Origin of the sequence: Brevibacillus borstelensis (genome assembly GCF_003710865.1) — a bacterium.
GTDB classification, from domain to species: domain Bacteria; phylum Bacillota; class Bacilli; order Brevibacillales; family Brevibacillaceae; genus Brevibacillus; species Brevibacillus borstelensis.
In genome coordinates this window covers 90,793-108,254 of the sequence record NZ_RHHO01000005.1, presented here as the reverse complement: position 1 = coordinate 108,254, position 17,462 = coordinate 90,793, and the positions used below count along the sequence as shown (strand labels likewise).

16 protein-coding genes are annotated in these 17,462 nt (G+C 53.5%); 4 read left to right on the top strand and 12 right to left on the bottom strand.

All coding sequences use genetic code 11. The features are described 5' to 3' along the window. Positions 1-75 precede the first annotated feature (75 nt). Positions 76-1,791, top strand: a complete 1,716-nt coding sequence (gene acsA / locus EDM54_RS03045) for an acetate--CoA ligase (protein ID WP_003387464.1) — start codon at positions 76-78, stop codon at positions 1,789-1,791. Positions 1,792-1,896: 105 nt separating this feature from the next. Here acsA and EDM54_RS03040 read toward each other — a convergent pair whose 3' ends face one another. The 4 genes from EDM54_RS03040 to EDM54_RS03025 form a co-directional block, all read right to left on the bottom strand. Then, positions 1,897-2,994: a cation diffusion facilitator family transporter gene (locus tag EDM54_RS03040; RefSeq protein WP_122957751.1), complete on the bottom strand. Its 1,098-nt coding sequence runs from the start codon at positions 2,992-2,994 to the stop codon at positions 1,897-1,899. 34 nt (positions 2,995-3,028) lie between these two features. Next, entirely contained in the window at positions 3,029-4,078 is a 1,050-nt protein-coding gene (locus EDM54_RS03035; RefSeq protein ID WP_122957750.1) for a flavin-containing monooxygenase, read from the bottom strand. A 164-nt stretch (positions 4,079-4,242) separates the two neighbouring features. Then, positions 4,243-5,619: a hypothetical protein gene (locus tag EDM54_RS03030; protein ID WP_024985130.1), complete on the bottom strand. Its 1,377-nt coding sequence runs from the start codon at positions 5,617-5,619 to the stop codon at positions 4,243-4,245. Positions 5,620-5,844: 225 nt separating this feature from the next. Then, a complete protein-coding gene (locus tag EDM54_RS03025) occupies positions 5,845-6,180 on the bottom strand; it encodes an ArsR/SmtB family transcription factor (protein ID WP_051994747.1) in 336 nt (111 codons plus the stop codon). A 220-nt stretch (positions 6,181-6,400) separates the two neighbouring features. On the opposite strand from EDM54_RS03025, the gene EDM54_RS03020 reads away from it, so the two are divergent. Both EDM54_RS03020 and EDM54_RS03015 read left to right on the top strand, forming a co-directional pair. Further along, on the top strand, positions 6,401-7,405 hold the full coding sequence (locus EDM54_RS03020) for a permease (protein WP_122957749.1): 1,005 nt from the start codon (positions 6,401-6,403) through the stop codon (positions 7,403-7,405). Between the two features lie 11 nt (positions 7,406-7,416). Further along, positions 7,417-8,517, top strand: a complete 1,101-nt coding sequence (locus EDM54_RS03015; RefSeq protein ID WP_024985132.1) for a TIGR03943 family putative permease subunit — start codon at positions 7,417-7,419, stop codon at positions 8,515-8,517. A gap of 211 nt (positions 8,518-8,728) precedes the next feature. On the opposite strand, the gene EDM54_RS03010 is transcribed toward EDM54_RS03015, so the two are convergent. The 6 genes from EDM54_RS03010 to EDM54_RS02985 all read right to left on the bottom strand — a co-directional run bounded on the left by EDM54_RS03010 (position 8,729) and on the right by EDM54_RS02985 (position 14,436). Then, positions 8,729-9,610, bottom strand: a complete 882-nt coding sequence (locus EDM54_RS03010) for a metal ABC transporter permease (protein WP_003387455.1) — start codon at positions 9,608-9,610, stop codon at positions 8,729-8,731. After that, positions 9,607-10,962 (bottom strand): metal ABC transporter permease, encoded by a 1,356-nt coding sequence (locus EDM54_RS03005; protein WP_024985133.1) that lies wholly within the window; start codon positions 10,960-10,962, stop codon positions 9,607-9,609. Before EDM54_RS03005 ends, EDM54_RS03010 begins: the two co-directional genes overlap by 4 nt. After that, positions 10,959-11,750, bottom strand: coding sequence for a metal ABC transporter ATP-binding protein (locus EDM54_RS03000; protein ID WP_003387453.1), 792 nt, complete (start codon positions 11,748-11,750; stop codon positions 10,959-10,961). Before EDM54_RS03000 ends, EDM54_RS03005 begins: the two co-directional genes overlap by 4 nt. A 27-nt stretch (positions 11,751-11,777) precedes the next feature. Then, the gene (locus tag EDM54_RS02995; RefSeq protein WP_003387451.1) at positions 11,778-12,740 is read right to left on the bottom strand and encodes a metal ABC transporter solute-binding protein, Zn/Mn family; all 963 of its coding nucleotides are present in this window, start codon (positions 12,738-12,740) and stop codon (positions 11,778-11,780) included. Positions 12,741-12,967: 227 nt separating this feature from the next. Beyond that, positions 12,968-13,630 (bottom strand): response regulator, encoded by a 663-nt coding sequence (locus tag EDM54_RS02990; protein ID WP_003387450.1) that lies wholly within the window; start codon positions 13,628-13,630, stop codon positions 12,968-12,970. Then, the gene (locus tag EDM54_RS02985) at positions 13,627-14,436 is read right to left on the bottom strand and encodes a sensor histidine kinase (protein WP_003387449.1); all 810 of its coding nucleotides are present in this window, start codon (positions 14,434-14,436) and stop codon (positions 13,627-13,629) included. Before EDM54_RS02985 ends, EDM54_RS02990 begins: the two co-directional genes overlap by 4 nt. A 106-nt stretch (positions 14,437-14,542) precedes the next feature. On the opposite strand from EDM54_RS02985, the gene thiD reads away from it, so the two are divergent. Further along, complete coding sequence (gene thiD, locus EDM54_RS02980) at positions 14,543-15,337, top strand: bifunctional hydroxymethylpyrimidine kinase/phosphomethylpyrimidine kinase (RefSeq protein ID WP_122957748.1); 795 nt, start codon at positions 14,543-14,545, stop codon at positions 15,335-15,337. A 134-nt stretch (positions 15,338-15,471) separates the two neighbouring features. On the opposite strand, the gene EDM54_RS02975 is transcribed toward thiD, so the two are convergent. Continuing rightward, positions 15,472-16,899: a DUF4179 domain-containing protein gene (locus EDM54_RS02975; protein WP_081607732.1), complete on the bottom strand. Its 1,428-nt coding sequence runs from the start codon at positions 16,897-16,899 to the stop codon at positions 15,472-15,474. Between the two features lie 4 nt (positions 16,900-16,903). Continuing rightward, complete coding sequence (locus tag EDM54_RS02970; protein WP_003387446.1) at positions 16,904-17,419, bottom strand: sigma-70 family RNA polymerase sigma factor; 516 nt, start codon at positions 17,417-17,419, stop codon at positions 16,904-16,906. Positions 17,420-17,462 lie beyond the last annotated feature (43 nt).

Genomic DNA, 17,462 nt, shown 5'->3' with positions numbered 1-17,462 from the left:
TTTGTCAAGAAGTGAAGAAATATTATGAAAGTTGAAAGAAAAAGATCCTTCAGCCACACAAGGAGAGTGAGAGGTATGAAAGTGGAAATGATTCCAACTACGGAAGGACAAAGCAACCTGACGAATTATGAGGAAGCATATGCCAACTTTGATTGGTCCGAAGTGGAAAAGCAGTTTACCTGGTACGAAACGGGAAAGGTAAACATGGCTTACGAAGCACTTGATCGACATCTTTTGACAGAACGTAGGGATAAAACAGCTCTGTTGTTCAGCGACGCAACGAGAAATGAAAGCTATACGTTTGCCCAGTTGAGCGAGTTGTCCAACAAATTCGGGAATGTGCTGCGCAATCTGGGAATTAAAAAGGGAGACCGCGTATTCGTCTTTATGCCGCGTTCCCCGGAATTGTATGTAAGCTTTTTTGGCATTTTGAAGCTCGGCGCTATCGTCGGGCCGCTCTTTGAAGCTTTTATGGAGGCTGCCGTCCGTGACCGCTTGGAGGACAGTGAAGCAGTCGCCATCGTCACGACTCCAGCCTTGCTGCCTCGCATTCCTGTAAAAGACCTGCCACATCTGAAGCACGTGATCGTAGTAGGGGCGGATGACTCGCTGGGTGAAGGGCTGATCAGCTTTGAAAAAGCGATGAGCGAAGCTTCCTCCGACCTGGAGATCGAATGGGTCGACCGGGAAGACGGCATGATTCTGCACTACACCTCCGGTTCTACAGGGAAGCCGAAAGGGGTCCTGCATGTACACAACGCGATGATTCAGCATCTGCAGACAGGAAAATGGATTCTCGATTTTCAGGAGGGAGACATCTACTGGTGTGCAGCGGACCCAGGCTGGGTAACGGGAACCGCTTACGGCATTTTCTCCCCATGGCTGAACGGCGTCACCAACGTCGTGCGGGGTGGACGATTTACGCCGGAGGCTTGGTACAAGACAATCGAGCAGTACAAGGTGTCGATTTGGTACAGTGCGCCTACAGCTTTCCGCATGATGATGGGTGCGGGCGATGAGCTCGTCAAGCAGTTTGACCTGTCGTCCCTGCGGCACGTCCTGAGCGTCGGCGAGCCGCTCAATCCGGAAGTCGTTCATTGGGGAATGCGGGTCTTCCAGAGACGGATTCACGACAACTGGTGGATGACCGAGACAGGCGGACAAATCATCTCCAACTACCGCTGCATGCCGATCAAGCCTGGTTCGATGGGCAAGCCGTTCCCGGGCATCTACGCGGCGATTCTCGATGATCACGGAAATGAACTGCCGCCCAATCGCATGGGGAATCTGGCCGTCCGCGCCGGCTGGCCGTCAATGATGCGGCAAATCTGGAAAAACCCGGCCAAGTATGAGGAGTATTTCCGCTTTCCGGGCTGGTATGTATCCGGCGACTCTGCTTACAAAGACGAGGATGGCTATTTCTGGTTCCAGGGCCGGGTAGACGATGTAATCAACACCTCCGGCGAACGGGTCGGTCCGTTTGAAGTAGAGAGCAAGCTGGTGGAGCATCCGGCGGTTGCTGAAGCAGGCGTGATCGGCAAGCCCGATCCGGTGCGTGGGGAAATTATTAAAGCGTTCATTTCGCTGCGGGCCGGCTACGAGCCAAGCGAGGAATTGATGGAAGAAATCCGCAAGTTTGTAAAAGAAGGGCTGGCTGCGCATGCGGCCCCGAGAGAAATCGAGTTCCGCGACAAACTGCCGAAAACCCGCTCCGGCAAAATCATGCGCCGAGTGCTGAAGGCTTGGGAGCTTGGACTTCCAACCGGCGATCTGTCCACGCTGGAAGATTAAGAAGCGCAAGCTTGCCTGCATCGCCCGACAATACGAAAAAACTCCTGACAATCGCGTCAGGAGTTTTTTGCTTTCCAGTTTTTTGCGATCCGTGGAAAGAAGGACTCAGGAAGTAGCTTTTGGATTATCGTGATGATGACTACGGCTGTGACCAGGAGCAGAGCCGTGGTCATCATGATCGGAGGGTGCGTGGCTGTGAACATGTCCGTGATTGCCCCCATGATCATGCCCGTGAACATTTGCCCATGGCTGCTTTTTCTGGTGGTTGTCGCCGTGATTTTCGCAAGCCAGCTCTGCGTGTCTGATCGAGGAGTTTTCCACCTGGATCGTCGTATGCGGAATGCCAAATTCATCGTGCAAAATGCGGATGGCTTCATTCAAGATCGGGTAGCTTGGCAAGCTGTCGTGAACGGTCAAGTGGCAGGTGAGCGAATCAAAGCCTGACGTGACTGTCCAGACGTGAAGATCATGGACCTCTTGAACGCCGCTTATTTGCTCCAAGCGTTCTTTTATTTTTCTCGTGTCAATCCGTGATGGGACTGCCTCCATTAAAATGTTGACCGATTCTTTTGTGACGCGCCAGGCGCTGAACATGATCAGGACAGCTACGATGATGCTGATCAGCGGGTCGGCCAAATACCAGTCAAACCACATCATCAAAAGGCCGCCGATAATGGCCCCGACAGAACCGAGCAGGTCGCCGAGCACATGCAAGAAGGCACTGCGAACGTTGACGTTATTTTTATAGTCGCCCCGCATCAGTACGAACGCAGCGGCGATATTGGCGAAAAGGCCGATGGCGGCGATCGCAACCATGGTGCCGCTGGCCACCTCAGGCGGATCCCACAGCCGCTGGTAGGCCTCCCACAGGATGACAAGCGAGATGACGACCAGTGTCACCCCGTTGACTAGAGCAGCGAGGATTTCAAATCGGTGCAGACCGTACGTTCTTTCGGCAGAAGGCGGGCGGGAAGCCATGATGAATGCAAGCAGGCTTAACAACAGAGCCATTGCGTCACTTAGCATGTGACCGGCATCTGACAGGAGGGCAAGGCTGTTGGTCATGAATCCGCCGATTACCTCGACGACAAGAAAGACGGTGATGATGGACAGGGCAATTCCGAGAGCGCGTTTGCTTGCGCCCTTTCCATGGTGATGGTGCGAGTGGTCGTGGGAATCGCCGTGGTGGTGATGGAAACCCATAAGATACGCCTCCTCTGTCAATGAGAGCATGAAATTAGTAATTGCAAATCCGCTCGATCAAGTACGCCGCGTCCAAGCCAACTCCCCCGAGCAAGGCAGAAGAGCGGCGATACTGCCAGGGCAGCCCCAGAAAATAAATGCCTTTTGCGGGAGAAACTCCACGAGTATGCAGGGGTTGACCCTTGGGATCGAGAACTCCCGGAACTTTTATCCAATCGTAGCGGGAATAAAAGCCTGTACTCCATATCACATTGGCTATGTCAGTGCGGCTGCCGTCTGCAAAAACTGCGGTTCGTCCCGACAAAGCGACGGTGCGTTCCTTTAGCTGGAGAGTTCCGGCCTTTTCCCATTTGCGCAGTTCACGCCTGTAGCCAAAGATCGGGTCTGGTTTTGATTGTAGCCATTTTCCCAAGCTTGAGGTTATCGGTGCCGTCAACAGGCCTGTAGCCTGAAAGTACCAGAACATGGGCTTCCCGAACAGGGAACGGGGAAGAAACATCCTCTTTTGCCCCATGGAGAGGTAAACGGTTCGATGGGAAGCAAGCTCTGCGGCGATTTGCGCACCGGAATTGCCGGAGCCGACGACGAGCACCGGCCCGTCTTGAAGCTGCGTTTCGTTTTTATAGTGAGCTGTATGGAGCTGCACAATATCATCGGCTGCCTGCGTATGCATCAGCGGAATGTTCGGAACCTGAAAGGGCCCGGTTGCAATGACGATCTGTCGGGCGCTATAAGTGCCGTCCGAGGTTTCCACGCGATAACCCAAGCCGGTTGGGATTAGGGTCTGTACTTCCGTATCGAGCTGAATCGGGAGAGAATGATGCGCAGCATACCGCTCCAGATAGTCGGCAACCTCATCCTTTGCAGGAAGGCCGCTCCGTTCGCCGGGAAAAGGAAGTCCGGGAAGATCGCTTTGTTTGCGCGGGGTGAACAGCACCAACGAATCATAACGCTCTCTCCATACATCCCCAATCCGCTTATGTTTGTCTATCAGGAGGCAGGATATTCCTTTTTTGACCAAGTAGTATCCCATCGCCAAACCGGCTTGGCCGGCTCCTACGACGATAACCTCGTATGTTTTCATGCAAAAACCTCGTTTCTTAGGGGAAAGCTCCCATTTTAAAGGTTCCAGATGAAGTACCGCATGCTGTTAGGAAAAGTATACCAAAAACAAAACAATAATCAAGCATATATTTGAATGATGAGAATAAAAAAATGGCCGCCAGGTTTCAGCGGCCCAGCAAAAGCTTATCCAGCGACTGATTGAGCAGCGGGGAACCGATAGGCGCGATGACGCGTAAGGTCGCCTCGATGCTTGACGTAGAGTGGTCCCCATGCAGGGTTGGCATCGTGCATCTCCTTGAGCAAGGCGAGCATGCCGGCAAAAATCGCTTCGATGTTTGCGTTTTTCTCCAGAGAAGCAGTGACGGAAGCCGCCACGACATGCGCGGCATACATCCCTGAAACGTAGCATTCATGCAGCTTTGACTCTGAGTGGATATGTGCCCGGATTTGGCTTGCGATGCGCTCATCTTCGTTATGCCAGTTCTGGATTTGTCCGAGTGAATGCTGTTCGAGGCTATTGAGACGTGATTCTGTTATCGCTTGAGCGACGACAGCAGCAGATTTCCGGGCAGTTTTGGCATCGACTGTCTGCCTTCCGAGCTGGATGGTAGTCAAATCCTTGTCGGTCTCGGCGGAAATCGCCTCTGCCCACGCTTCCGCCTGGTCAAATTGAAGCAGGCGAACGGTTTCGGCAGCAAGATAGCCGCGCAAAATATCGGCAGGATGGGAATCGTACTCAGGCCCCGTGTTTCGCAAGGTCGGCGTCCCGTTCCATGCACCGTTCAGCCCCCGGAAATAGCCGATCAGGCCGATACCGGCTGCGGGTCCCATGTTGAGGATTCCCAGTACATCGGAAGCGGTCTCATCCACTCGTTGCGACCAATAATTGGCCAATCCCAAGGTGAAATTTTGCTTCAACAATTGCTCGCGAATTTTTTGCGCCAGTTCTTTCAATAGGCCTGTGTCTGCGTGAAGAATGTCATGCCCCGCGGTTTCGTGGCTCAGCGCAGACCATCCGAGCAGGCCCCGTTTGGCATGAGAGGGCGGGAGATTGACAATGCCTGTTTCAAGGCCAAAGTGAGAGGCGGCCGCAATGGTCCACGTATAAGGACCGTATTCAGGCCGTCCCCACTTGACCAGCGGAGCTGTCACACTGAGGTCGGGAGGCTTGATTCCATTTCGGTCGGATGCACTTAGAAAGCCGTCATACAAGTCGCTGACCACTTCCTGGAAGGCATCGGTAGCGCGGTCTTCATAGCCTTCTCCGTTTTGGAGAATGGCCTGTGCGATGTCGAGCAGCAAACCGGCAGCCTGCTCCCGGTTGGGATCGCGGCGAAGCAGCTCGGCAAAGCCTTTTTCGGAAAGCTCGTCCAGTGCCTTGATGAAGGGCTGGTAGACGCGATCCTGATAGAGTGGCGGGAGCTTTTCCCGTGCGGCGACTAATCGAGTATACAGTTGTTGAAAGTCCGTAGGGTCTTCAGGTCCTCGGTTGTTGTCCAAGGCTGCCTCCATCACGTCTTTAATGCACAGATCCATATTCCCGATATCCGGTTGATTCATAGATGACGCCTCCTTTTGTCAAGAGTTTGCTCTAGACCAGTCAGCAACGTCAAACGGTGAATCTATATCGTGGGAAAAGCCGACCACCTCCTTTCCATGCAGTACACGGTAATCTGAAAACATAAAAGTGGAAGAAGACTGGCGTGAATGACAAGAAAGTTGTTGGCGGGATGATGGAAGTGCCCGGAGCAGGGGGAGAAAGGGGAAGGGCTCCGGGATATCAGGTCAGTTTTGTCTTCGTTCGGCTGCATGCTCAACGCCAGAGAGAATCAGATGGCGGACATGATCATCATCGAGGGAGTAGTAGACCAGCTTGCCCTCTTTCCGGTAACGAGCCAGCCCCATATTGCGCAAGAGGCGCAGATGGTGAGAGGTATTGGCGATCGTACCCTCTATCACGTTTGCTACATCACAGACGCATAGCTCCCCTTCGAGGGCGAGGGCGTATATTATTTTCGCTCTCGTATCGTCAGCAAGCGCTTTAAAGATGGTCGCTACGCCGTCGGTTTCCTGCATGCGCGGCTTCAAACGGTTTACCTTGGCTTCATCGACACTTTGCATTTCACATATGTGGGCGTCTTTTCCGAGCGTATCATCAGATGGCACGTCATCACCTCCCTGTTTAGGTATTATAAAACGGATTGAGCTGGAAAAAAAGTACAGGTATGCAATTCGTGCAAGCAATCTCTTTTTTACATTTCCCAATAGGTGGAATTGTTGTAAAGAATGCATATAATGAGTAAGGACAAGCAATTTTGAAGCTGGATTGGAGGAACGAGCTGTGCTGGCAAAGATACGGGGGCTGTCTCTGGAAATCATGGGGGCTCTTTTGTTGGGAACGTTTGTCGTCTTGTTGCTGGGCAGAGGTGGAAGTGGCGAGTCCGGCTTGCTTGGCTTTCTTCAATCCCCGAGCTTGCTTGATGTAAAAACACTTTTTCTCAGCATTCTTCTGGAAGCCATCCCGTTTGTATTGTTGGGAGTTTTCTTTTCCGCCTTTATTCAGACGTTTGTATCGGAAGAGCAGGTAAGGCGCTGGACGCCTCGGCATCCGCTTGCGGCGATTCCTTTTGCGGGCCTTTTGGGAATCCTTTTTCCCGTCTGCGAGTGTGCGATCATTCCGGTCGTCCGGCGATTGATTCAAAAAGGGATGCCGGTTCATGTGGGCATTGTCTTCCTGCTGGCAGGGCCTGTCGTCAACCCGGTCGTATTTACATCGACGGTGGTTGCTTTTCAACGCTTTCCTGATCTGGCCTACTACCGGGTCTTGGCCGCTTTTCTCGTCGCCGTGATCACCGGTGTGCTGATATTTTTGACCGTCAAAAAGAATCCGCTCCGGCTCGGTGTGGAGCAAGAGATTCGCCATGAGACGGCACATGCGGAAGCGGTCCGCGGCAAGCTCGGTGCTACGCTGAACCACGCGGTCGACGAATTTTTTGATATGGGCAAATACTTGCTGTTTGGCGCCCTGATCAGCTCAGTACTGCAAGTCTGGATCAGTCGGGAGACGTTGCTGTCTATCGGACAAACACCGTTTACTTCCCATTTGGTCATGATGGGCATGGCGTATGTGTTCTCGCTCTGTTCGGAAGCGGATGCCTTTATCGCGGCTTCCTTCGCAAATACGTTTCATGCCAGCTCGCTGTTGGCTTTTCTAGTCTACGGGCCGATGCTTGACTTGAAAAGCACGATGATGCTGTTTGGCTCGTTTCGATTCGGCTTTGTCGTCAAGCTGCTATTGACTGTGACGCTGCTGGTGCTTGCCGTCACATTGCTCATACCAGTGTAGGGGGGAGACAGATGGATGCGAATGCTGTAAAACGTCATTATTGGGTGCGCAGCTTTCTGTTGGCCGGATTTACGGTGCTGCTCGCGGAGCTGATCTGGTCGGGAAGCCTCAGTCAGTATCTGGCTCCGCGCCTGCATATGCTGAGCTATGTCACGCTCGGGGTTTTTTGCCTGCTTACGATTGCCAGTATCCGCCAGGCTGTCATTGGACCTACAGCCTATGAGTGTGACTGCGAGGACGCCCACAAGCTCCCTCGCAACCGCTGGATTTCGATTGTTGTGTACTCCTTGTTTGCTTTGCCGCTCTTGATGGGGTTTGTGATGCCGGACAAGATTCTCGGCAGCTCTTTGGCGGAAAAGCGGGGTGTTACGCTCTTGACAGGGGAAAGCCATTGGGTAAAGAAAGTCACCGTTGCTGCGCCTTTATCAGAGGAAGGTGCAGGAGGGGAGAGCGGAAGCGGTCGGTTGCCGGAGTCGTCCGGAACAGGCCAGAAAGCGAATGCCGCTGCAATTACAGGAGAAGCTGGGGATGCATCCAGCTCTAGGCAGGAGGTGGAAGTCGTCCCGATTGACTCGAATTCATCCGGAACAAACAGCATCGAGTCGAAAAATACGGACACAGGTCACGCTTCTGGCAATACAGCCGCAACAGACGAGGAACTACGCGCCTTGTTCAACCCTGAACAATTTGGCGGTTTTTATACCGATTTGGCAGTCAAGATGTACAAACAACCGGTAATTCTGCTGGATGACAAGCTGTTTCTCGACGGCTTGACGACGATGGATTTGTTCTCCAAGGAATTTGCCGGCAAAGAAGTGCAAACAATGGGCTTTGTGTACCGGGAGGCAGGATTTTCACCGGAGCAATTCGTCGTCGCCCGGTTCTCTGTTTCTTGCTGCACCGCAGATGCGACAGTCTTTGGCATTCTGGTCGAAGTGCCGGAGGCCAGCAAGTGGAAAACGGACAGCTGGGTGCAGGTTCGGGGAAAGCTGGAGTTGAGAAAAGTAAACGAGTACGACATGCTCGTGTTGAAGGCATCGAAGGTAGAAAAGGTAGAGGCGCCGAAGGACCCGTATGTCTATTACAATTTTGAAACGGCTCCCTCGCCTTGATCAGACTAGTTAACGCACCGAAGCGGGGAGCTTTTGCCGAAAAGAAAAAAGAAGCTGACGGTATCTGCCGTCAGCTATTTTTATGGCCCTAGACTTTGGGTAACTCAAGAAGTGGTTACACCAAAAAACATAGGCTCTTCCGAAAACAGGTCAGCGTTTCGGGGAACTGAATGAGAAAAGTCATGGGAACGACAACGACTCAATTCCCGGATCAATTGGTGCCCAAGCGCATCCTGCGGCGGGCCAGCATCCGGATAACCATCCCGTGGCGCGGCGAGAAGAGGAACGCCAGCAAAAACAAAAGACCGGAGACGGCTGTCATCGATCCGGCGATCGAGCTGTCCATCCAGGAGGCGAGCAGATAGCCAAATACCGAGCAGAGAACGCCAACCCCCATACTGATAAAAAGCATGACGTGCAGCTTTTCCGTCAATAGGTATGCCGTCGCGCTGGGCACGACCAGCATCGCCACTACCAGGATGGCCCCTACGCTCTCAAACGCTGCCACGGTTGTAAAGGAGACCAGTGTCATCAGCAGGTAGTGGAAAAATACGACGGGAATGCCGATCGCGGCAGCAAGGGCGGGATCAAAGCTGCACAGCTTGAACTGCTTGAAGAAAAGGCCGACAAGCAGCAGGCTGAGCAGAAACACACCGCCAATTCCCCAAGCGGCACGCGGGCCCATGTCGATTCCGCCCCACTGCCATGTATCCCACGGGACATAAGCGATTTCTCCGTACAGGACGCAGTCCAGATCGAGATCGACCTGCGCGGTGTACAAGGAGACTAGCACGACGCCTACAGAAAACAGAGCGGTAAACGTTACGCCAATGGCAGCGTCCGCTTTCACGCCGTTTTGACTGAGAAGCTGCACGATAAAGACGGTCAACAGGCCGACGACAGCAGCACCGATCAGCATCGGCAAAATATCGCGGCTCCCGCTCAGCAAAAAGGCAATCACAATGCCGGGAAGGATCGAGTGGCTGATCGCATCCCCGAGCATCGCCATTCTGCGAAGGATCAGAAAGCAGCCCAGAAAACCGCATGAAGCAGCGACCAATGCCCCGGTCAAAATGATCCAGAACGTATTCATAGTGACAATCCTCCCTGCTCGCGGGCGTACAAGCGGCTTATGGCCTGTGTGCCTTCCGTCAGCTTCGGCGTCAAATCATACGCTTCGAGCTGGGCCAGCATCTTCTCCAGCATTTCTTCAGTCAACTGCGGTGCCAGCTCTTCCTGAGATTGATCAATGTGAACGTGATGATACTCATTTTGGTTCATGTGGTACAGGTCCCACAGCCTTTGGTTCAGCACAAGCAGATAGGAGTTTTTCAACCCATCCGGTGTAAACGTCCAGGTTGAACTTCCATCCGCCTTGGCACGTTCGGCCACGATTTTTTGCCGAACCATCTCTGCCAAAGCGCTTTTCACCTGGGACAAGCTTTTTCCGCTTTTCAAAGCGAGCTCGGCCGAACCGATTCCGAGGTAGACACCTCCCGGACGAGAGCTGCCTGCTTGCTCCTCCAAACACTCGTACAAGGCCTGCTGAACATCCTCGATCAGAACCTTGCGCCGCAGCTTGAAAAAACGGAAAAGACGCGCCAGCACCCCTCTGCGGGGAGAGAACAGGATCGAAAGGACAAAAAAGCAGGTTGCGGAAAGGACGATAGTCGGGCCGGTAGGCAGGTTTTCCTGCTGGGTGCTGATCAATGTACCAAGCACGCCGCTAAGCGCACCGAATACTCCCGACAACACGACCATTCTGCTCAGCTTATCCGTCCAGTATCGAGCGGTCACGGCAGGGGCGATCAACATGGCGGCGACGAGGACGACTCCGACTGCCTGCAAGCCGATCACGACTGACATCAGCAGCATCAGCATGAGCAATCCGTCCAAGAGGCCCATCGGATAGCCAAGGCCGCGGCCAAATCCCGGGTCAAAGGAAAGCAGGGTGAACTCCTTGAAGAGGATCGCCGTCAGCCCGATCAGTACACTGGCCACGATCATGATCGTCACCACATCGCTTTTCACCAACGAAGCAGCTTGCCCGAACAAAAATTTGTCAAGACCGCTCTGATTTCCGCTGGCGCTGTGCTGGATGAACGTCAAAAGCACGATGCCGATGCCGAAAAAAACGGACAGGACGATGGCCAGTGAAGTATCCTCCTTGATCCGGCTGTAGCGGGAGATGGCCGTAATGCTGTAGCTGGCCAACAAACCGGCTACTCCGGCTCCGATGAGAAACAGTCCGATCGATTTGGAGCCAGTCAAAAGAAAGATCATGCATACACCGGGCAACGCGGCGTGGGCAAGAGCATCGCCGACGAGCGAACGCCCCCGCAGAAAGGCAAAGCAGCCGAGAATCCCGCTGCTTGTGCCGAGCAGGATGCATCCCATCAAAACCCATTGCGTATTGGGGTCTTGAAGGGCGAGAAGGAGATTCATGTTGCATCCGCCTCCCCGGACGTTTTGTCGTTGGTGAGGAGAACCTGGGTCCCCAGCACTTGCAAGCGGCCGCCATACGTTTTTTGCAGGTTTTCAGCCGTGAAGATCTCTTTGACGGGACCTGCGGCGATCACGCGTCTGTTCAACAGGATGACCCAGTCAAAGTACTCATCGACCGTCTGGAGGTCGTGATGGACGACCAGAACGGTTTTTTGCTGTTTTTTCAGATCGTTCAGAAGCTGAATGATAGCCCTCTCGGTGGCAGCATCAACGCCTGCGAACGGTTCGTCCATGAAGTAGAGCTGGGCTTCCTGGGCAAGAGCGCGGGCGAGGAAAACCCGCTGCTGCTGGCCGCCGGACAATTGGCTGATCTGGCGGTCGGCATAATCCGCCATTCCCACTTTTTTCAGGCAATCCAGGGCAAACTGCCGGTCAGCTTTGCCGGGACGCCGGAACCACCCCAATCGTCCGTATCTTCCCATCAAGACTACGTCGAGAGCGTCTGTAGGAAAATCCCAGTCTACCGACTCGCGTTGGGGGACGTAGCCCACCGATCTGCGCTGCTGGGAAAACGGCTTTCCATACACCTCCGCAGTGCCCGAAGCGGTCGGAATCAAGCCTTGAACCGCTTTGATAAACGTAGACTTTCCCGCTCCATTTGGTCCGATGATGCCGATCAGTTTTCCTTCCGGGACCGAAAGATTTACATTACGCAGTACCGGCTTTTTCTGATAGGCGACGGTCATATCGCGTACCAGCAGAGGTACAGCTCCAGTCTGGCTGCTCATCTGTCTTCCTCCTTTAGAAAAGTTAGTTTATTTTAAAGCGTTCACAATCGTATCGACGTTGTGGCGAACCATCCCGATGTAGTTGCCCTCCGGTGTGCCGGGCTCTCCCATGGCGTCCGAAAACAGCTCGCCGCCAATGGCTACAGTGTGATTTTTCGCAGCTGCACCTTGCACTACTGCTTCGATAGAGCGCTTGGGAACGGACGATTCCACAAAGACGGCTTTGATTTTGCGTTCAACCAGCGTATCTACAAGCGTCTGCACATCCTTCAGGCCATACTCGGAAGCGGTGCTGATTCCTTGCAGCCCCATCACCTCTACGTCATAGCCGCGACCGAAGTATTGGAAAGCGTCGTGCGCCGTGACCAAAACGCGCTGTTCTTTCGGGATCGAGCCGAGCTGCTCCCGTGCGTAATCATCAAGTTCTTTCAACTCTTGCAAATATCGCTCCGCGTTGGCCTGATAGCTCGATGCGTGAGCAGCGTCAAACGCGGCGAGATCGTCCCGTACCTGCTCGACAGCCTTCATCCATAGCGAGACGTCAAACCAGACGTGCGGGTCGGGGCTTTCAGGAGCAGCAGGGTCAGCCAGCAGATGCTCCCTTGTCAAACTGGCGGTAACCGCTTTTACCGGCTTCTTCGCACTCATTTTCTCGAAGATTTCGACCATTTTCCCCTCGAGATGCAGCCCGGAGTAGAAGATGATATCGGCCTGGTCAATCCGCTTGATATCTCCTTCGGACGCTTTGTACAGGTGAGGATCGACCCCGGCGCCCATCAATTGTGTCACCTCGACATGTTCGCCGCCCACTTCTTTTACAATATCGGCGACCATGCCTGTCGTTGCCGTGACTTTCCAGACAGTCTCACCAGCAGCCGGCTTTGTTGCCGGCTCCTCCTTTGTCCCGCAGCCGGTCAATAGAAAAGCAGCTGTCAAGACAGAGTAAAACGTTCCTTTCAGCACTCTTTGATATGTAGTCTTAGCACTCAAAAGTTGTCCCTCCTCAAATATTTTATCCTTAGACATAAATGTTTCCCTCGTGCAACTTTAACACAAAAAAATGGCACAGCGCAACACTATTTTCTCAGGACAAAAATGTTTCGCTTGTACAAGTTTTTTGATCCTGGAATACACGTGCTGTTGCTGTAACCATAATACACACGCAAGGGACAGCAGAGCGTGCCCGCTGGCCCTATCGCTTTCACCTGGCTGGGCAGCTAACGCTCGTCGCTTTGCCTGAGCATCAGATGATGCCTTACGGCGTAGGCTGCGAGCTGGACGCGATTGACCAGTTGCAGCTTTTCAAGAATGTTCTTGATGTGATTTTTTACGGTATTTTCTGCGATGATCAGGGCGTCGCTGATTTCCCGGTTTGTTTTGCCTGCGCCGACGTACATCACGATTTCGCGTTCGCGCGGAGTCAACACGTCGGGGACAGGCTCATTCATGCTTTCTTCCTGCCGGAAGCGGGTAAACAAGCGCGCGGCCATTTCTCTTGAGAGCTCGCTGTCTTCACCGAGAAGGGCGTGCAAATAGGTGATCCAGTCGTCCGGCTCCAGGTTTTTCAAAAGATAGCCTTGGGCCCCAAATTGTATGGCTGTGATCAGATCTCCCACATCATCAGAGATGCTGAGAATGACAACTTTTATATGCGGGTATGCCTTTTTTACCTCTCGCGTTGCCTCCAGACCAGTCCAACGCGGCATGTTGATATCCATCAGCACCAGGTCCGGCTGCAGTGCTCCGCACATTTGATAGGCTTCTTCGCCATTGGTCGCTTCACCGATGACGTAAAAGGAAGGGTCTTGCTCCAGGAGACTGCGGATAGCCAGCCTCGCCATATGGTGATCATCTGCAATCAGAACGCGGTACGCATTCACGCTTTGTTACCTCCTCGATCGAACACCAGGCGGATGGAAGTGCCGCCCTCCGTTCTCTGTGTAATTTCGATAGTGGAGCCCAGCTGCTTGGCTCGTTCCCGAACCATTTTAAGGCCGTATTTTTTCGCTTCATGCTCGTCCAGGCTGATTCCGATGCCGTCGTCTTCGACAGACAGACACCAATTGTCTGCACGTAACGCTTTTAATGTCAGCCAAGCGTGTCTGGCCCCTGCATGCTTTTGAATATTGGCAAAGGTCTCTTGGACAATGCCAAATAGCTGAACTTCTTCGGCAGGGGAAAAGAAGCCGTCAGGCACTTCGATCTGGTGAGTGACATCAACGCCGGAGAGGGCGCTCCACTGTGCCAGCCAGTTTTCCAGCCGCTGGGTCAGGCTGCTGCCTTCTTCGGGGAGAGAGCGCAGGTTGAAAATGGCGTGGCGTACGTCATTGTCAATCGCGGAGACTGCAGCGCGGGCGTCCTCCAATTGGCCCTGCTTCAGCTTGACGTTGAGGAAGAACAGTGATTGGGCAATACCGTCATGCAGCTCTCTGGCCAGCCGTTCCCGCTCTTCGTAGACGGCGCGGCGAGCTTGTTCCTCCACGATCCGGGCATTCATCCGGTCAATCTTGCGGAACATCCAGGTAGCGAAGAGAAAGGAGAGCAGCAGAGTCAATATTGTGATGTAGACATTGCCTGTTTCCATGGATAAATAAGGCAGCAAAAAGTCGTGGCGTACAAATTCAAAACCGCCGATGACGATTGGCGGGAGCAGTACAGTCAACCAGTATAAGACACGGTACGTCATAGTTACATCCCTTTCCTTTGACCAGATGGTACATTCCCAGTATACCGGAGGAGACGGGCTGATGATATACTCATAACAGAAGACAGAGAGGATAGGAGGAGCAGACGTGAACCGACTTGCAAAAGCGATGACAATCGCAGGATCGGACAGCGGAGGAGGAGCGGGGATTCAGGCTGATCTGAAAACCTTCCACCAATTCGGCGTTTACGGGACAAGCGCTATCACAGCGGTTACCGTGCAAAATACATTGGGTGTAACATGCGTGTATCCGCTGCCGACGGAAGCGGTAGCCCAGCAGATGCATGAAGTGCTCCGGGATATCGGGACGGACGCAGCGAAGACAGGGATGCTGTTTAACGCGGAGATCATTGAAGCAGTCTCCCGGGAAATCAGCCATTTTGACGTAAAAAAGCTGGTCGTAGACCCGGTCATGATCGCCAAGGGGGGAGCGAAGCTGCTGCAGGATGAGGCGATTGCGGCCCTCAAGCGCTTTTTGCTTCCACTGGCAGAGGTCATCACTCCCAACCTGCCGGAAGCCGAGTTCTTGAGCGGGCTGCGCATCGAAACCCCGGAGCAAATGCGCGAAGCGGCTAGAGCGATCCACCAGATGGGCCCGCGCCATGTGATGATGAAAGGGGGCCATCTTCAAGGGGATGCCATCGTGGATATCCTCTATGACGGCCGGGATTTTTTTGAAATGGAGCATGAACGGGTACCGACCCGTCATACGCATGGGACAGGCTGCACGTTTTCGGCGGCGCTTACTGCCGAGCTGGCGAAAGGCACGCCGCTCGTCGAAGCGGTGGACCGGGCCAACCGGTTTATCGTGGAAGCGATCAGAACGGCACCGCAGATCGGCGGCGGTCATGGGCCGACCAATCACTGGGCGGCTGTGAAATAAAAACAACGGATTTTGCAACAATTGGCAGGGGAAACAAAGCAAGAAAGCCCGCAGCAAAACCTAGATGCAAGAGGGTGCATCGGGGTCCTGCTGCGGGCATTTTGTGCTGGTGCAAAAGGTTCCCAACTGTTGCTTTACTTTATCTCGATCGGAATGGACAGATCCCCCTTCAATCTGGTCGGGTAGTAGTTGAGCGTAAATTTGTACGTGCTGGGGGTGCCCTTGCGAGCCGGTTCCGTACGCTTGAACAAGACGCCATATCTTTGAATGGTTTCGGTTTCTGATGGGGTGGAAGTCCCTTGGACAAATTCGTATCGATTTCCCAGATCGTCTGTCAGCTCTGAAATGTGCGAGCCGTACTCGTGGAAGTCCTGCTCATCGACGCGAAGGTGATAGTCCATGCCGACTACGTCATCATTCTGCCTAAGCGCTTCCAGCGATAGCCTGTCATCCGGCGCTTTCAATAGCACCTTGTTCTTTGCGTCGATTACCACGACCAGCTTGTCTTTGTCCAATGCCTGGATGCCGCTTGCTTTCAGATAGAGTTGCTGAGGAGTGTCGAAATAGTTGCTCTCCAGATGGTAGATCACCTCGTACTCGCCATTTTTATGGGAAGGAATGCCATTCCCCCAAAAGGCAAAGGTTTGTCCCTTTTCATCCACCAGCCGCAAATTGTCGAAACCGAAGATGTGCTTTGTATTTTCGGGAGCGAACCGAACCGTGACTTCCGCCTGGGTAGGGTAAACGGCGACCTGCGAAACCGTCAGTTTTTGTCCGTCGACAGTAATCGTCTGGTTGACCGGGTATATTTTTTCTTTCAGGTCGGCATACCTGGACTTGTCGATGGGGACAGTTACGCTGATCGGAGTATCCATTGGCAGGGCATCCACGTAGATTGTTGCCTTTACAACCAGATGATCCGGGAGCGGCAGACTTTCATCCGTCGGGTATATCTCAATCGCTTCCTGCGCATGGCTGACAGGTTTAAAGCTCCCGCTGGACAGCGAGTAGCTGAGCGGTATTTGGTTGCCCTTGTCATCCGTAATATCGATGCCCTCCAATCGAACGACATGCCCTGGTTCCCTGTGCCTGATCGTATACAGCAGCAGCATCCGCCTTTGATCCCCGATTACCCGATCAATCGTGAAGCTGACGTTATCCGCTTCCGCAAATGCGCCAATTTCTTGTGCCAGCCCGTGCTTCGCAGCCCTTTCCAAGCCTTTCTTCGCCTGGACCAAATTTACGATCGGCTCCATTCCGGGAATATCGCTCACATAAGCCGCGAAGGCGGGGGAGAGGCGGATCGTGAACAACAAGCCCGCAACAAGGGAGCACGCGGCAATGAGCGACCAGCGGATGCGCCATATACGCTGATGCTTCCGCAACTGCCCCTTTGCTTGGGTCATACCGGCCAGAATAAAGGCGTCTGCCTCCGGAGGAGCCTGAGTCTTTTCGTACTGTACCTTCTTCTCTGTTAATTGTTGCTCGATCCGATCCTCGCCGGGGCGCGATTCCGACTCTTCTCCTGAGAAAAAAGCGTCCGTTTCTTCGCGTCGATTCATCATCTCACCAACCTTTTCCCAAATCTTTGCGCAACGCGCCCAACGCCTTGTGAAGCCATGTCTTGATCGTTCCCTCGGGATGGTCGAGCAGGGCGGCGATTTCTCGTATGGTCAAGTCTTCGAAGTACTTTAAAATAATGACCTGTCGATGCATGCCTGTCAGCCGGGAAATCGCGTCTTCCAGCTCAAGCCGCAGGTCGGTTGTATCCGTGTCATCCCGAATTGGCGCATCGCTGCCCATATCACTTGCCAGCGACCGTTTTTTTCGTTTTTGCTCATCCACACAGACATGGATCATGATCCTCGTCAGCCACGTGGAGACATAGGCCGGCTGCTTGAGCTTGGGCAGCTTGAGATAAGCACGGCATGTGACTTCCTGCAGAGCCTCCAGGGCGTCGGTTTCATTGCGAAAGAAAGCGTATGCGACTCTGTACAGCTTTTCTTTATGTGTCTGCATCAGTTTGTAAAAGGCGTCATCATCCCCCTGCTGGGCAGACGAGACGAGTTGTTCCAGATTCACGCTCACCCCTCCTTCTTATTAGACGGCGACGGGGAAGAAACGG